General features: G+C 61.8%; 17 protein-coding genes. 8 read left to right on the top strand and 9 right to left on the bottom strand.

Annotation, left to right across the window (positions count from 1 at the left end; all coding sequences use genetic code 11):
• Positions 1-10: 10 nt before the first annotated feature.
• The gene (locus HV822_RS14590; RefSeq protein ID WP_238870879.1) at positions 11-814 is read right to left on the bottom strand and encodes a phosphonate ABC transporter ATP-binding protein; all 804 of its coding nucleotides are present in this window, start codon (positions 812-814) and stop codon (positions 11-13) included.
• Positions 811-1,680 carry a putative selenate ABC transporter substrate-binding protein gene (locus HV822_RS14595; protein WP_238870880.1) on the bottom strand — a complete coding sequence of 290 codons (870 nt, stop codon included), beginning with the start codon at positions 1,678-1,680 and terminating at the stop codon, positions 811-813. Before HV822_RS14595 ends, HV822_RS14590 begins: the two co-directional genes overlap by 4 nt.
• Positions 1,681-1,842: 162 nt before the next feature.
• Between HV822_RS14595 and HV822_RS14600 the strand changes: the two genes are divergently transcribed.
• A complete protein-coding gene (locus tag HV822_RS14600) occupies positions 1,843-2,637 on the top strand; it encodes a hydroxypyruvate isomerase family protein (protein WP_238870881.1) in 795 nt (264 codons plus the stop codon).
• Here HV822_RS14600 and HV822_RS14605 read toward each other — a convergent pair.
• On the bottom strand, positions 2,634-3,014 hold the full coding sequence (locus tag HV822_RS14605; protein WP_238870882.1) for a PA0061/PA0062 family lipoprotein: 381 nt from the start codon (positions 3,012-3,014) through the stop codon (positions 2,634-2,636). The two genes, HV822_RS14600 and HV822_RS14605, sit on opposite strands and share 4 nt — an antisense overlap.
• 47 nt (positions 3,015-3,061) lie before the next feature.
• Positions 3,062-4,576, bottom strand: a complete 1,515-nt coding sequence (locus HV822_RS14610; protein WP_238870883.1) for a transporter substrate-binding domain-containing protein — start codon at positions 4,574-4,576, stop codon at positions 3,062-3,064.
• Between the two features lie 273 nt (positions 4,577-4,849).
• Between HV822_RS14610 and HV822_RS14615 the strand changes: the two genes are divergently transcribed.
• The gene (locus HV822_RS14615; protein ID WP_238870884.1) at positions 4,850-5,698 is read left to right on the top strand and encodes an SDR family NAD(P)-dependent oxidoreductase; all 849 of its coding nucleotides are present in this window, start codon (positions 4,850-4,852) and stop codon (positions 5,696-5,698) included.
• A gap of 47 nt (positions 5,699-5,745) precedes the next feature.
• Here the strand turns inward: HV822_RS14615 and HV822_RS14620 are convergent, their stop codons facing one another.
• From HV822_RS14620 to rfbB, 5 genes are all read right to left on the bottom strand, one after another.
• On the bottom strand, positions 5,746-6,609 hold the full coding sequence (locus HV822_RS14620; RefSeq protein WP_238870885.1) for an alpha/beta fold hydrolase: 864 nt from the start codon (positions 6,607-6,609) through the stop codon (positions 5,746-5,748).
• Positions 6,610-6,725: 116 nt separating this feature from the next.
• A complete protein-coding gene (rfbD, locus tag HV822_RS14625) occupies positions 6,726-7,592 on the bottom strand; it encodes a dTDP-4-dehydrorhamnose reductase (RefSeq protein ID WP_238870886.1) in 867 nt (288 codons plus the stop codon).
• The gene (gene rfbC / locus HV822_RS14630; protein WP_238870887.1) at positions 7,592-8,137 is read right to left on the bottom strand and encodes a dTDP-4-dehydrorhamnose 3,5-epimerase; all 546 of its coding nucleotides are present in this window, start codon (positions 8,135-8,137) and stop codon (positions 7,592-7,594) included. The genes rfbD and rfbC overlap by 1 nt, the downstream gene beginning before the upstream one ends.
• Positions 8,134-9,012: a glucose-1-phosphate thymidylyltransferase RfbA gene (rfbA, locus tag HV822_RS14635; protein ID WP_238870888.1), complete on the bottom strand. Its 879-nt coding sequence runs from the start codon at positions 9,010-9,012 to the stop codon at positions 8,134-8,136. The genes rfbC and rfbA overlap by 4 nt, the downstream gene beginning before the upstream one ends.
• A 21-nt stretch (positions 9,013-9,033) precedes the next feature.
• Positions 9,034-10,131, bottom strand: a complete 1,098-nt coding sequence (rfbB, locus tag HV822_RS14640; RefSeq protein WP_238870889.1) for a dTDP-glucose 4,6-dehydratase — start codon at positions 10,129-10,131, stop codon at positions 9,034-9,036.
• Positions 10,132-10,259: 128 nt separating this feature from the next.
• Between rfbB and HV822_RS14645 the strand changes: the two genes are divergently transcribed.
• From HV822_RS14645 to HV822_RS14670, 6 genes are read left to right on the top strand one after another with little or no spacing between them, the layout of a single operon-like run.
• Positions 10,260-11,177: a GNAT family N-acetyltransferase gene (locus HV822_RS14645; protein WP_238870890.1), complete on the top strand. Its 918-nt coding sequence runs from the start codon at positions 10,260-10,262 to the stop codon at positions 11,175-11,177.
• On the top strand, positions 11,167-11,901 hold the full coding sequence (locus HV822_RS14650) for a class I SAM-dependent methyltransferase (protein ID WP_238870891.1): 735 nt from the start codon (positions 11,167-11,169) through the stop codon (positions 11,899-11,901). The genes HV822_RS14645 and HV822_RS14650 overlap by 11 nt, the downstream gene beginning before the upstream one ends.
• The gene (locus tag HV822_RS14655) at positions 11,885-13,282 is read left to right on the top strand and encodes a hypothetical protein (protein WP_238870892.1); all 1,398 of its coding nucleotides are present in this window, start codon (positions 11,885-11,887) and stop codon (positions 13,280-13,282) included. Before HV822_RS14650 ends, HV822_RS14655 begins: the two co-directional genes overlap by 17 nt.
• A complete protein-coding gene (locus HV822_RS14660) occupies positions 13,279-14,022 on the top strand; it encodes a class I SAM-dependent methyltransferase (RefSeq protein WP_238870893.1) in 744 nt (247 codons plus the stop codon). Before HV822_RS14655 ends, HV822_RS14660 begins: the two co-directional genes overlap by 4 nt.
• The gene (locus HV822_RS14665; protein WP_238870894.1) at positions 14,022-15,140 is read left to right on the top strand and encodes a DegT/DnrJ/EryC1/StrS family aminotransferase; all 1,119 of its coding nucleotides are present in this window, start codon (positions 14,022-14,024) and stop codon (positions 15,138-15,140) included. The genes HV822_RS14660 and HV822_RS14665 overlap by 1 nt, the downstream gene beginning before the upstream one ends.
• Before the next feature lie 19 nt (positions 15,141-15,159).
• Entirely contained in the window at positions 15,160-15,576 is a 417-nt protein-coding gene (locus tag HV822_RS14670; protein WP_238870895.1) for a sugar 3,4-ketoisomerase, read from the top strand.
• Positions 15,577-15,641 lie beyond the last annotated feature (65 nt).

Below are 15,641 nucleotides of genomic sequence, written 5' to 3' on the forward strand. Positions count from 1 at the left end.
GCGGCGTGGCTCAGCAGCGGCCGGGCCGCACAGTGGCGACCTGGCTGTCTGACGGTGGCGTGGCGGTGCTCAGGCTGGCATTGGTATAGAGCGCGGACAGATCCTGTTGACTGACCTGCGTACTGGCCTTGTCAAAGAGCACGCGGCCATCGCGCAGGCCCAGTACCCGCGGAAAGTGGCGCAGCGCCAACTCTACCGCATGCAGGCTGGCTATTAGCGGCACACCGCGCTCGCGGGCCACCTCTCCGAGCAATGCCAGGGTGTGGTCAGCCAGTACCGGGTCCATGGCTGACACCGGCTCGTCAGCCAGCAGCAGATCAGGCTGCTGGTAGAGGGTGCGGGCGATGCCGACACGTTGCTGTTGGCCGCCAGATAGCTGATCGCAGCGCTGGAACAGCTTGTCGGCCAGGTCCAGACGTGCGAGTTCGCGCTCAGCGCCGGCGGCGTCCAGCGGATAGCAGAGCGAGATCAGGGTGCGCGCTAGAGACCACTGACCTAGTCGACCAGCCAGTACCGCGGTGACCACGCGCTGACGCGGCGGCAGTGGCGGGCTCTGGTGAATCAGGCCGATGCGGCTGCGTAGCTGGCGCAGGGCGCGGCCGTGCAAATTGACCGGCTGCTGGTCCAACAGCGTCAGGCTGCCACTGGTTGGCTGCAGGCTGGTGGCCAGCAGGCGTAGCAGTGTGGTTTTGCCGGCGCCCGAGGGGCCAATAATGGCCACCTGCTCGCCGGCGTCCAGGTGCAGGTCAATGTCGTGCAGTGCCCGCTGCCCGTTGGGGTGAACATAGCTCATCCCGGACAGGCGCAGACTCACTCCAGCAGGCCGGCAGCGCGGGCGGCTTGTTCGATACCGTCGTAGTTTTCAGGCGCGGTAGCAATGAAGCGGGAGGCGCGCTGCAGATCAAGGATGGCCTTGTGGTCCGGGTTGGCCGGATCCAATGCCAGGAAGGCGGCCTTGATGCGCTCAACCAGCTCGGGCTCCAGGTCGCCGCGCACGGTCCAGTTGTAGTCATAGTAGGTCGGGGTGGTGGTGTAGACCCGCACCTTGTCGGTGTTGACCTTGTTTTCTTCCAGCAGCTTGTCCCATACGGAGGAGTTGAGCACGCCAGCATCCACCTTGCCGGACTCGACCCAGGCTACGGTTGCGTCGTGGGCGCCGGAAAAGCCGACGCGGCTGAAGAAGGCGTCTGGATCAACGCCGTCCTGCTGCAGAAAGTAGCGCGGCATCAGGTGCCCGGAGGTGGAGGACACCGAGCCGAAAGCAAAGCTCTTGCCTTCCAGGTCGGCGTGACTCTGAACGCCGGGATCAGCGCTGATAAAGGTACTGGTGAAGACTTCGTCCTGCTCGCGCTGTACCAGCGGGATAGCGTTGCCGGTGCGCAGCTTGGCCTGTACGAAGGTGAAGCCACCCAGCCAGGCCAGGTCCAGGCGCTTGGCGGCCAGCGCTTCGACTACGCCAGCGTAGTCGGATACCGGTTGAAACTCCACGGGCATGCCCAGTTCAGCTTCCAGATAGGTGCCCAGCGGCTCGAATTTGCGCTGCAGCTCGGTAGGCGCTTCATCGGGGATGGCGGAGACGCGCAAGGTGGTGGTCTCGGCCTGGGCCGTGGCGGTGAACAGGGTGGCGACAGACAGGCACAGGCCTGCCAGCAGCGCCACGGGGCGATTGCGTGTGGACATGGTTTTTCTCCGGTTCAATAGCGGATGACTCGGGCCCGAGGGTCCACTCGGGCGAGGCGTGAGCGCAGTGTAGTGAAAAAAACGCCGGAGGCGAAGCAACGGTTTGGCTGTTGTGAGAGCGCATCCCGTACACTGGCAAGCCCTTTTCGTGGAGGTAAGACCATGAGCTGGCCGCTGGCTGCCAATCTATCCTTGCTGTTTACCGAGCTTCCGCTGTTGGCGCGGATCGACGCTGCGCGCCAGGCGGGGTTCGCCGGCGTGGAAATTCAGTTTCCCTATGAGACGCCGGCCGCCGAGCTGGCCGCTGCGTTAGGCGCCGCCGAGCTGCCGCTGGTACTGATAAACCTGCCGGCGGGTGACTTTATGCAGGGCGGTGCCGGGCTGGCCGCTGTCCCTGCGCGGCAGGCGGAATTCGACGCCGCTTTGGCACAGGCGCTGCACTACGCGACGGTGGCTCGGCCTGAGCGTATCAACGTGCTGCCGGGCCGTTTGGCAGCGGATGTTGAGCGACCCGCTGCGCTGGCGTGTCTGGTGGCCAACCTGCGGCGCGCCGCTGATGCCTTCGATGAACTGGGCGTCGGGGTCTGCTGTGAAGCCATCAATCGTTTGGATATGCCGGGCTTTCTGGTCTCCGGGGCAGCCGAACTGGCGGAGTTGGTAACCGAGGTTAACCACCCCAACTGCCATGCCCAGCTTGATCTCTACCATATGGCGCGCATGGGCGAAGCGCTGCCCGAGTCTATTGCCAGCCTGGCAGGCCGGATTGGTCATGTGCAGTTTGCCGATGCACCGGGTCGCGGCGCGCCGGGTTCCGGCGGAATGGACTACGCATCTGCGTTGGCAGCGTTGCAGCAGACGGGCTATCAGGGCTGGTTGGCTGCCGAATACCGGCCGGCAGGGCAGACCAGTGATGACCTGCAGTGGTTGGCGCAGTGGCGGCGCGTAGGTTGGATTTAGACGCCGGGCCCGCAACGTACCTCTTCTGCGCTCGCCAGTTTGCTCCCGGTGTCAGCGTCCAGCAGCCAGCCGGCCGGGCGCCAGCCACGGCGCGAGGCATGAATGCGATAGCGCTTGCCTGCCTGAAAGTCAGGGTAGTCGATGGCCAGGATGCAGCGTCGTTCGCCGTTGTTGAAGCCACCGTTGGCCTCGCCGCCACCGCCGGTCACTTCAAACAGAAAACGTACTTGCAGCTGGTGGGCGCCAGCGGGCAGGTCGGGAAAACGCAAGCTGCGCACCGGTTCGCCGTCCAGTCGCTCGGCGTGCAGCCGATTGCCGGCCTCGGTCTCCAACGTGACGCGCGCCAGCGCGCTGTCCAGCGGCACGGGCGGGGGCACTGCACAGGCGCCTATGGCGCCAGCCAGTAGCAATAAAAACAGGTGTTTCAATGCGCTGGGGCTCCGTTGTGCAGCGCTTTTTCCATGCGCAAGGCTTGTTCGATATCAAGTCCGATAATTAGCACACCAATGACCTCTCCGCTGTGTGGATTACGGACGCCGCTGCTGATATGCACCTGATAGCGGCGAGTGGATTGATCGTACCCCAGTTGCCCCATATAGGGCTGCCCTTCGCTGGCAAAAAAGGGTTCGGCAAATTTGGTTTCATCTCCCTGCCAGTAGTCGGTGCTGAGGTTGCTGGTGGCTACGTTCAACCCTTGCTGGTCGGTCAGCAGGATTTCACTGACCAGCTCGTCGTGCTCCTGTTGTCGTGCGCGCAGCCAATCGGCGACGGGGTTTTGCATAACGGAATCAATCAGCGGGCCGCCGCCCTCGTCGCGTTCTTGCTGCCATTGCTGGTCTCGCGAGTGAATCTGCGGCAGCGATAGCTGGCTGTGCTGGCTATTGTGCAGCATGACCGCATCGATCAGCCGGGGCTCCTCACGCCAAGCGGCAAACAGCAGGTTGTAGAGCTCTTGCAGGCGCTGGCGTTCATTGGCATGCAGCACGCCGATTTCGGGCAGGCAGTTAAACACCTGCTGATTGAACCGCTCCATAAAGCCGGGGTGACGTTGCAGATAACGGTTGGCGAAATAGACGCCCAGCGTGGTGTATTGCTGGAAGCGCGCGTGGCGCGGGCGCAACATTGTGGGTTGGCGTGTCAGTTCGATGCGCAGCGTTTGCTGGTCAGCCAGAAACGCGTCAATGCGGTCGCGCTGCAGTAACTGCAGCAGCTGGCCGGTGCTGCCGACCAGCGGGTCCACGCGGTACCCGTGCTGGCGTAACCAGTTGGCTTCGTTGCTGCCGCGAATGCCTGCGACCCGCAGCGGTGTCCGCCCTTCAGTCGGCTGCAGAGGCCCGTCGTGATTGCTGTACCAGTACCATTTTTCCAAGGCCAGCGGCGCCGACAAGGTGGCGAAATGGTTGGCGCGGTTCATTCGTGTGGCTGAAAAGAAGCCGTCGGCCTTGTCATCGCTTACCTCCTGAACGGCTCGCTCCCAGGGTAGCACCCGGATCTGATAGGCGATGTCCAGCGCGTCGAAAATGCAGCCCAGCGCCTTGATTGAACTGCCGCTCAGGTGGTCGCCCTCGCGCACCTGATAGGGCGGGAAAATATCGGTATTCAGGCGCAGAGGTTCCGCCGCCGCGATGCTGGTGGCCAGCAGAAGCAGGGAAAGGGTGGTGACGCGTAGCATGATTCTCGTCCTTGTGCAGTCAGCGCGTTCTAGGGGCTGTTGACGTTTCGCGCGTCCGCCTGCTGCTGTCTGTAAAGCCGGCCAATCAAAGGGCGGAGTTTGTTCAGCGCGTCCCTGCGCTTCATCCCTTCGGGGCTGGCGCGCAAAAACGCTGCCGGCGTTCTTGTGGTCATTCCAGATAAGCGACGAGCGACGCCGAATGACGGCTTTACAGGCGCAACCTCGGCGGCCCCACCTCGGCAGCCCCATCCGCAGGGCCGAGGCCATTTTCGGTCATGCTGCCTTGCCGGTCGCTTGTGTAGAACGAACAGCACTTGCTCCGCCTTGCCTGGCAGACAAATGGCCGCCGGCAGACGGGTGAACGAAACGTCAACTGACCCTAGAACTATAGGACATGGTTCAGGGTTCATAAACCGGATTGCTGCCGAGCGATCAAGCACGCCGATAGCGCTGGCGGCGGAGGGGGGCGCGCGGCATGCTATTCATTCAACTTATATTCATTCAGTCTGCCCATCACGCAGACAGGGGAGGAGGCACAGCATGCAACAACTTCAGGGTAAGGTGGCGGTTATCACCGGCGGTGGTAGCGGTCTGGGGCGTGAGCTGGCGCTGTGCTGCGCGGCACGTGGCATGAAGCTGGTGCTGGGTGACGTAGATGAAGCGGGCATGCAGGAAACCCTGCGCCTTGTTGAGGCCCAGAGCCCTGGCACCGAAAGCGCTAGCATGCGTCTGGACGTCTCCAAGCTGGAGCAGTTGCAGGCGCTGGCCGAGCTGTGCACCTCGCGCTTTGGCGCAGCGCATGTGCTGTTCAATAACGCAGGTGTGAGTGTCGGCGGCGCAGCCTGGGAAAACACCGTTGATGATTGGGAATGGGTCATGGGTGTCAACCTGTATGGTGTGGTCTGGGGTGTGAAGGTGTTTACCCCGATGATGATCGCCCAGGGTGAAGGCCATATCGTCAATACTGCCTCGGCGGCTGGCTGGGTCAATGGTCCGAACATGTCTGTTTACAACGTCACCAAGCACTCGGTTGTGGCGCTGTCCGAAACCCTCGCGCTGGACCTGCGCGATGCCGACGCGAATGTTGGTGTGACCTGTCTGTGTCCGGCCTTTTTCCCCACCGGTATTCACGAGTCGGCGCGCAACCGTCCGGCTGACAAGGGTGACACCGTCGAGCTGAGCGAAACTGCGCTCAAGCGCGCCGAGTTGACCAAGGCCGCTATTCAGAAGGGCAAGATTCAAGCGTCTGATATCGCGGAAATGACGGTTAAGGCCGTTGAAGATGACCAGTTCTATGTCTTCCCGCATCGCAAGATCAAGCAACTGATCGGCCTGCGTGCGCAAGCGGCCAGCGACGAGAAGACCGTGTTCGACTCGATGAACCCGTAACACTCGGCTGTGCTTGAAGCCCCCGGCCTTGCGCCGGGGGTTTTCGTTCAGCCTGCCAACGCAAGACGCTGCTGGCTGGACACCTCTGGCTGCAGCACAAAGCCCTCTACCGCCGCGCGCATGTCCTGCCAGGCGGTCTTGTGCTCCATATCCAGAAAGTGCCCGGTGTGGGCAATGCTGGCAAAGCGCGCGTTGCGTGCCAGGTCAGCGAAGTGGCGCGCGTCGGCCGGCCCGGTGTATCTGTCCCATTCGCCGTTGATAAACAGCAGCGGAATATCGATATTGCTCACGCAGCGCATGTACTGGTCGGCATCCAGTTCCAGCACTTGGCGGATGTGGAATAGCATCTGGCTGTACTCGTGTTCCTCCAGGCTGCTGACGTGGCGGAAGTTGCAGCGCTTGTAAAGCGAGGGCAGGTGCTCGCCAATCGTCTCGTTGATCAGCTCACCGACGGCCTGGCGGTCGCAGGCAGCCAGGTGGGTCTTGCCGCGCGCGAGATAGTCCTGCATGGCCGGGTTGAGTACCGGGGCGAAGGAGGTCACCAGCGCCCGGCGGATCCGCGCAGGGCGCTGGGCCAGCGCCAGCATCGCCGCTACGCCGCCCCAGGAAAAGGACATCAGGTGGTCGGCGCGAAAGTGCTCAATCAGATCCAGCAGAATCAGCGCTTCGTCTTCCTTGCCAATCAGCGGCAGACTGGGGTTGTGGGCTCGCGAATGGCCGCTGTAGGGCTGGTCAAATAGCACCACGTTGAACAGCGGCTGCAGGTAGCGCAGGGTCTGGCCAAAGGAGGCTGCAGTCGCCAGCGAGCCGTTGACCAGAATGATAGTCGCATCGGTCTCGGGGTTGGGGTAAAACCAGGTGTGCACCTTCAAGTCACGGTGCACGCGAATAACGGCTTTCTCAGCGTACATGGGCACCTCGGTGTCAGTCGTTCAGCGCACGCCGATGGCGCGCAGGTCGGAGTCGACACCAGCTAAACCCAGACAGATGACAGCGACGTGTCACCGGGTCACCGTTCAGGCGATCTTCACGGGGTTGTCATCTGTTGCAGGCAGGAGGTCAGCGCGCTGGCCCAGTCAGGCTGGGGGATACCGCATTCGCGCTGCAGGCGCGTGCAGTCCAGGATCGCCGACGCGGGGCGTTGTGCGAGGGTGGGGTACTCGGCGCTGGTCAGCGGTGAGAGTATTGGCGCTTGCTTGAGCAGGCCTAGCTGCAGCGCGTTGGCGAAGATGCATTGTGCAAAGTCATACCAGCTGCAGGGCGGGTTGCCGCTGTAGTGAAAGAGCCCGTGAGCGCCGGGCTGCTCTGCCAGCTTCCATAAGGTGTGGGCGATGGCCTGTGCTGGCGTTGGGCCGCCTGTCTGGTCGCAGACGATACCCAGTTGCTGGCGCTCGGCGCCGAGGCGCAGCATGGTTTTTACGAAGTTGCCGCCGTGCGCGCCGAATACCCAACTGGTACGCAGCACCAGCGCTTGCTTGCCCAAACTCAGTGCCGCCTGCTCGCCAGCCAGTTTGCTGGCGCCGTAGACGTTGAGCGGCTTGCAGGGGGCGTTTTCTGCCAGAGGGGCTGCTGTGTCACCGGGGAAAACGTAGTCGGTGGATAACTGAAACAGCCGCGCCCCGATGGCGTTGGCTGCGGCGCTCAGGTGCTCGACGGCGCTGGCGTTGATGGCGAAGGCGCGTTCGGGCTCGCTCTCGGCGCGGTCAACGGCGGTGTAGGCTGCGGCGTTGATAATCAGCTCGGGCCGCCAGTGGCCCAGCAACTGGCTGATCTGCTGCGGCTCGCTCAGGTCCAGCTCCTGGGAGCTGGGTGCCAGGCACTCAATGCCTTGCGGCTGGCAGGCGAGCAGGGCGTGGCCGACCTGGCCGCTGCTCCCGGTGACGAGAACACGCATCAGCACTGCCCGCCTTCCAACAGTGCTTGCAGCCTGGGGTTTTGGCGGTCCTTGTCAGATAGCTTCGGATCGCTGACGGGCCAGTCGATAGCCAGCGCGGGGTCATTCCAGAGCACACCACCTTCATCCTGCGGTTGGTAGAAGTCGGTACATTTGTACTCGAAGTCGGCTATTTCGCTGAGCACGCAAAAACCATGGGCGTAGCCCGGCGGCACCCACATCTGCAGGTGGTTGTCGTCTGAGAGAATGGCCGAGGCGTGCTGTCCGCAGGTTGGTGAGTCCGGGTTGATATCCAGCACCACGTCGAACACGCAGCCACGGCTGACGCGCACCAACTTGCCCTGCGGGCGGTTGCGCTGGAAATGCAGGCCGCGCAGCACACCGCGTGCCGAGCGTGAGTGGTTGTCCTGCACGAATGGCTGGGTGATGCCCAGCTCGGCATAGCGCTCGGTTTGGAAGGTTTCAATAAAGAAGCCCCGGCTGTCGCCGAACACCCGAGGTTCCAGAATCAGCACACCGGGCAGCGCGGTTTCGCGTACCTTCATGGCTTGCCGTCCTGCTGCAGCAGACGCAGCAGGTACTGACCATAGCCGGTCTTGCTCAGCGCGCTGGCCTCGGCGCGCAGGGCCTCAGCGCTGAGCCAGCCCTGGCGGTAAGCAATTTCCTCCAGGCAGGCAACCTTCAGGCCCTGGCGCGCCTCGATGGTCTGTACAAAGGAGCTGGCGTCCATTAGCGAGTCGTGGGTGCCGGTGTCCAGCCAGGCAAAACCGCGCCCCAGCAGGCTGACGTTGAGGTCGCCGCGCTTGAGATACGCCATGTTGACGTCGGTGATTTCCAGCTCGCCCCGGGCCGATGGTTTGATGCCGCGGGCGATCTCGATTACGTCGTTGTCGTAGAAATACAGGCCGGTCACGGCGTAATTGGATTTGGGCTGAACCGGCTTTTCTTCAATCGATACCGCCATGCCCTGGTCATCAAACTCGACCACGCCAAAGCGCTCGGGGTCGCTCACGTGGTAACCAAATACGGTGGCACCGCTGCTGCGCTGGGCCGCTTCGTTGAGCATGGCGCTGAAGCCGTAGCCGTAGAAGATGTTGTCGCCCAGAATCAGGCACACGTTGCTGTCGCCGATGAACTCCTCACCAATCAGAAAGGCCTGGGCGAGACCGTCTGGAGAGGGTTGTTCGGCGTAGCTGAGGTGGATGCCAAAGTCGCTGCCATCGCCCAGCAGGTTGCGAAAGTTGGGCAGGTCGTGCGGGGTGGAGATAATCAGAATCTCACGGATGCCGGCCAGCATCAGTACCGACAGCGGGTAGTAAATCATCGGCTTGTCGTAGATCGGCAGCAGTTGCTTGGAGATGCCACGGGTGATTGGGTGCAGCCGGGTACCCGAGCCGCCGGCCAGTACGATGCCTTTCATGGTTGCATCCTGTTATTGGAGTCAGTCCAGAGTATGGCCCAAGCGCCCCAACTGATAATTGCCGCTGAGCACGTTCTGCCACCACTGGCGGTTAAGCAAATACCATTCCACTGTCTTGCGGATGCCGCTCTCGAAGGTTTCTTGCGGTGTCCAGCCAAGCTCGCGCTGTATTTTTGACGCATCAATAGCGTAGCGGCGGTCGTGCCCCGGCCGGTCCTTGACGAAGGTGACTAGCTCTCGATAGCTGGCAAGCCCTGCCGGGCGCTCATCCGCCGCCAGCTCGTCGAGCAGCCGGCACAGGGTGTCGACGACCTCGATATTACGTTTCTCGTTGTGCCCGCCAATGTTGTAGGTCTCACCCACGGCGCCGCGGGTGGCTACCTCGATCAGCGCGCGGGCATGATCCTCGACGTACAACCAGTCACGCACCTGGCCTCCGTCGCCGTAAACCGGCAGCGGTTTGCCTTGCAAGGCGTTGAGGATCATGTGTGGTACCAGTTTTTCCGGAAAGTGATAAGGCCCGTAGTTGTTGGAGCAATTGGTCACCACCACGGGCAGGCCAAAGGTGCGCTGCCAGGCACGCACCAGATGATCTGACGCCGCCTTGCTGGCAGAGTAGGGCGAGCTGGGCGCGTAGGCGGTGGTCTCGGTAAAGAGATCGTGTTCGCCCTCAAGGTCACCGTACACCTCGTCGGTAGACACATGATGGAGGCGGAAGGCTTTGCGGCGCTCGGCTGGCAGACTTAGCCAGTATTCGCGGCAGGCCTCCAGCAGACTATAGGTGCCGACGATGTTGGTTTGGATGAATTCGCGCGGCCCGTCGATGGAGCGGTCAACGTGAGATTCGGCGGCCAGGTGCATGACAATATCTGGTTGAAAGTCGTGCAGCAGCGCGCTCATCGCCGTTTGGTCGCCGATGTCCTGGCGAGCAAAGCGGTAGCGGGGTGACTGCTCTATCGGGGCCAGCGACTCCGGGTTGCCCGCGTACGTCAGTTTGTCGACGTTCAGTACCTCATGCTCTGTACTGGTGAGCAGGGTGCGAACCACAGCAGAGCCAATAAAACCGGCGCCGCCGGTGATCAGGAGCTTGAGGGGGCGAGGGTGCTGGTTGGCTGGCAAGATAATTGCCTCCTTTACGGAATCGAGCGTCTGGCGTCAGGTTTTGGTCAGGTGCGGTGTTGTTTGTACACACTCAGGGATTGTTGGTAGATGAACGGGCGATGTAAAGGCATTACTGGAGGACAGACGTGTTAAGCGTCAATCGGTTCGAGCCGCAGCCGCAGGATCGGCTGTTCAACTCCGAGGCGTTCTTTCGGCTGCATGCGCCTGAGTGCGCGTTCTACTTTCAGTGGATGCTCAAGGGCCGGGTTGCCATGTGCCTGCATGTCAGCGAAGTTGCTGAGGCGCAGGTTCGCTCACCGCGGCGCGGCACCTTTGGCGCTGTCAGCTTTTTTGAGGACGTGGCGCTACCTGAGCTGGAGGCCTTTTTGCTGGAGGTGATGCGCTTTTTGCAGCAGCAGGGTATCCGGCGCCTGGAATTGCTGTTGCCACCAGCCGCGCATGTCGATGAACGGGTGGCCGAGCAGCATTTTGTACTGCGTTCGCTGGGCTTCAGCGAAACCCTCTGTGATGTGAATTACGCCATTAGCGTGGATGAGCGGCCGCTGTCGCAGCGGCTGAATTATGCCAACCGTAAGCGCTTGAACAAATGCGCGCGTGAAGGTTTCAGCGCAGGGCCAATGGGGCCTGGCTTGCTGGAGGCAGTATACGAGGTAATCCAACGCAATCGACAGAGCAAGGGCTACCCCATGACCATGAGCCTGCCGCAACTGTCTGAGATGCAAGCGTTGTTTGCGGATCAGGTGCTGCTGTACGGCTGCCATGCTGGCGACACCCTCGCCGCGGCGGCGCTGTGTCTGCAGCTCTCGCCTTCGGTGCTTTACGTCTTTTACTGGGGAGACGATGCCCAGTTCTCCGGTTACAGTCCTGTCACGCTGTTGGCGGATGCCATCTATACCGACTGTCAGCACAGGGGCATTGCCTTGCTGGACATTGGCACGGCCAGTGATGAGGGGCAGGCCAATCATGGGCTGATTCGTTTCAAGCGCGGCCTGGGCTGTGAGGCATCATTGAAATTCAGACTGGAGAAGATCCTTGAGCCGTGACTTGCAGCAGTATCAGCAGGACTATCATGCCTTGCCCTTTGAGGCGACGCAGCTTGGCTACCGCCGGCGCGTGGTGCTGGCGCAACTGGCCGCTCGCGCGCCCGAGCATGTGCTGGAAGTCGGCTGTGGCCTGCGTCCGCTGTTCTGCGAGGTGGAGGCCTTTAGCTCCTTCACCGTGGTCGAGCCGGCCAGTGAGTTTGCCGCCCATGCGCGTCAACTTGCTGGCGATGACGGGCGGGTGCGAGTCATCGAGCAACGGCTGGAAGAGGCGGTTGCACAGGTCGAGCAAAAACCGGACATGATCATCGTCAGCAGCCTGCTGCACGAGGTCGAGAATCCGCAGGTGCTGCTTTCAGCTGTACGCGAGCTGTGCCACGCCGAGACGCTGGTGCACGTCAACGTACCGAACGCCTACTCACTGCACCGACTGCTGGCGGTGGAAATGGGCCTGATTGCCGACCCGTTTGAGCGTTCGGCAACCCAGGCGCGGATGCAGCAGCACAGTACCTTTTGTCAGGCTTCACTGAAGGCATTGCTTGAATCTGCCGGGTTTGTCGTTCAGGACAGTGGCAGTTTCTTCATCAAGCCCTTTACCCATGCACAGATGCAGCAGTTGTGCGAGCAGGGGGTGCTGAGCGAGGCGCACCTTGAGGGGCTGTTCAAGCTGTGTCGGCGGTTACCCGAATTCGGCTCGGAGATTTATGCCAATGCCACACGCAGTTGATGTCATTTTACTGGGCAACAATCTCGCGTTGATGGTCGCTGCGCGGGAGCTGGCAGCACAGGGCCAGTCGGTTGTCATGCTCGGCGATGGCAAGCGCCCCGGCGCGCACTTCACCGGCATGCGGGTGGAGAACCATGACTTTGATATCGGCATGGTGCTGTTCGAGCAGGTGCAGCGTGGTGAGCAGGCACTGGACGTTGACAGCTACAACCCTGAGCAGCGCAACGATTCCGCGCGTTTTGCCCGGCTGGTCAGCGACTACGTCGCACAACTGGTGGAAACGGTCCCGGTGCCGACGCCGTCGGTTTATCTGGACGGCCAGCGTCACCCTGACTTTGTAATTGCCAATCGGCTGGATTACTTCGCCTCCAGCGAGCGTCGCGCTGACCTTGCCCAGGCCCTGCTGGCGCTGCCCGATCCGGGGCCCTTGCACGCGTCGCGCAAGCTGGCCGTCGACTATCAGGGGATCGGTTATGCCGAGGCCTCCCTGGCAAATCACGGCGAGCCTTTGCATGCGCTGTTCGAACTGCTGGCCAGCAAGATTACCCAGCGCTCAACGCGAGACATCCTTGCCCCCTGGCATCGGCTGGCTTGGCTTCCGTTGTATTACCCGCAGACGTTGCAGGCAGCGGTGCGGGGCGATGTTTCAGGTTTGCCTGAATATCCCTTCCGCGCCGCCCGTGAGGGTTTTACCGGCGCTATGGTTCGAGAACTGCTCCATGCTATGCATCAGGCTGGTGTCCAGATTGTGGACGACAGCGTGCAGGCGTTGGCGGTTGTAGACAATGGACTGCTCGTCACCATGGGTGACGGCCAGCAGTGGGCCGCCCCCAGGGTTGTCATGGGGCTGGCGCAGGCGCGGGCTGGCGAATTGCTGGGTGTCGCCCACGCGCCGCCCAAGGGGGCGTCGGTCTGCATTCTGTTTGGCCTGATTGAGCGCGAAAAGCTGCGTCAGCTCGATAGCTGTTTGCTGGTGCTGGACGCAGAACGGGCAATTTATCGGTTGAGCAATCAGGACGTGGCTGCCGGTACACAGGCGCCGGTGTGCCGTGTCACGGTAGAGTTCAATCCGGCCTATGCGGCGCAGCGTTACCCTGATCAGGACGAGGCGGGTTTACTGCAGTGTGTCAGCCAGGAGCTGGTCGCACTGGGCGTTATTGAGGATGCCGAGGATTTTCGCGTGTTGCGCCGCATTCAGGCAGACGGCGCCTTGCCTTTCCCTGATCAGGCGCTGCTGGACTACAGCGCGTTGCTGCGCCAGGCCGCTGCCGACTGGCCGGGAGTGGACCTGACTGCCGGCCTGCTGGGCATGGGCGTGTCTTCTTTCAATGATCAGATTATCCAGGGGCTGAAGCTGGCCCGGAGCGGGAGCAAGTCATGAGCGACTCACTGCAAGGCCTCGAGCAGATTGCGCAGAGTTACCACCTGAGCGAGGACGTGCCCGACCGCTTTATCGAGACGGCCTGTCAGCACTATTGCTGTGACTGGATTGCCGGGCATCTGCAGGGCGCGAGCAATGTTCTGGAGCTGGGCTATGGCGATGGCATCACCCTGGCGCGCCTGAGTCCTCTGGTGGAGCATTATCGCGTGCTTGAGGGCGCGGAAAGTCTGGTGCGTAAAGTGCGCGCCGAGCATCCGCAGGTTGACGTGCTACATCAGCTTTTCGAGCAACATCACGTCGACCAGCCGTACGACCGGGTGCTGGCTTTGCATGTGCTTGAGCACGTCGATGCCCCGGTCAGCCTGCTTAAGCACATGGCCGGCTGGATGGGGCCCGACTCTGAGATGATCATCGTTGTGCCTAATCGCGAATCCCTGCATCGTCGTCTGGCGGTGCTTATGGGGTTGCAACCGGAGCTTGATACCCTGAGTGCGCGGGACAAGGTGGTGGGGCATCAGCGGGTTTATGATCTTGCTGGCCTGACTGCCGATCTCCAGGCCGGTGGCTTTGAGGTTATTGAAAGCAAAGGGTTCTTTCTGAAAACCCTGCCCAACTCAATGATGCTGGACTACAGCGATGCGCTGATCGCCGGGCTCAATGAGGTGGGGGAGCAATTGCCAGCCGAGCTGCTGGCGAATCTTGCAGTGCGTGTGCGCCTGGCCTCGGATCGCTCTGTCTGATGGCTGAGTTACGCGTACCCTTTCTTGATCTACGGCGACTCAACGCCCCCTTTCTGCCGGCTATTCAACAGGCCATGGAGCGGGTGATGGCGTCGGGTTATTACCTGCTTGGCGAAGAGGCCGCCGGCTTTGAGCGCGAATTCGCAGCCTACTGCGGCGCGAGTTGCGCGGTGGCGGTGGCCAACGGTCTGGATGCCCTGACCCTGGTGCTCCGCGCCTGGAAAGAGCTGGGACTGTTGCGCGATGGTGATGAGGTCATAGTACCGGCCAATACCTATATCGCTACGGTGCTGGCGGTCAGTGCCAATGGGCTGGTGCCTGTCTTGGTGGAGCCAGATGCTGCGTCTTTCAACATCAGCGTTGATGGCGTACGCAGCGCGCTGAGCGCGCGCAGCCGAGCGATCATTGCCGTGCATCTGTATGGTCAGCTGGTTGATATGCCAGCACTGATGGCGCTGGCGCAGGAGCAGGGCCTGCTGGTGCTGGAGGATGCCGCCCAGGCCCACGGCGCCACGCTGGATGGTCGTCGCGCTGGCAGTTGGGGTGACGCCGCGGGGTTCAGTTTCTATCCCGGTAAGGTGCTGGGGGCGATGGGGGATGCCGGCGCGGTGCTGACGTCAGACGAGCGTGTGGCGGAGGTGGTGCGCACGCTGGCCAACTATGGCTCCAGCGAGAAGTACGTCTGCCCGATGCAGGGCTGCAACAGTCGCATGGATGAGCTGCAGGCTGCGATACTGCGTATCAAGCTGGCTGCACTTGAAGATGAGCTGCAAGGTCGCCGGGATGCTGCGCAGGCCTATCGGCAGGGTATCGTCAATCCGGCGTTGCTCTCACCGCAGGGTTCGCTGAATGAACACGCTTGGCATTTGTATGTGGTGCGCTGCCAGCAGCGCGACCGCTTGCAGCAGCATCTGGCTGCGGCGGGCGTTGGCAGTCTTATTCACTATCCGATACCACCTCACCGTCAGGGTGCCTATGTCGGACTCAGACACGGCCCCTTGCCGCTGACAGAGAACTTGGCAGATACGGTGCTGAGTCTGCCCATTTATGCTGGGGTGGACACGCAGCAGGTAATAGATGCCTGTAACAGCTTTACAGGGGCCGCTTGGCGCGCATAACCAAAAGGAAGAACAACCCATGGCGATCCAAGACTGTCGTCTCATAGAGTTGCCGCAAGTGCACGATCAGCGAGGCAATCTTACCTTTGTCGAAGGGGGGCGCCATGTGCCCTTTGAGATTCAGCGAGCCTACTATCTCTACGACGTACCTGCCGGCTCGCACCGCGGTGGGCATGCTCATCGTGGGCTTTACCAGTTGCTTGTTGCCATGTCGGGCAGTTTCGACATCACCCTGGATGACGGATTCGAGAAAAAGACGTTTCATCTTGCACGGCCACATTACGGTCTGCTGATTACGCCGATGGTGTGGCGGGAGATGGATAACTTTTCTGGCGGCTCCGTGTGCATGGTGTTGGCCTCGGCCTATTACGATGAGGCCGACTACTTCCGCGACTATGACCAGTTTTGCACGGCGGCCCGTGCCGCCGCGCCGTGACCATGGCCAATGACCTGAGGGACCGCACGCGCGGCGAGCAGGCAGGCCACCAATCAGGAAATCCC

The sequence above is a fragment of the Halopseudomonas maritima genome, from assembly GCF_021545785.1.
GTDB classification, from domain to species: Bacteria; Pseudomonadota; Gammaproteobacteria; order Pseudomonadales; family Pseudomonadaceae; genus Halopseudomonas; species Halopseudomonas maritima.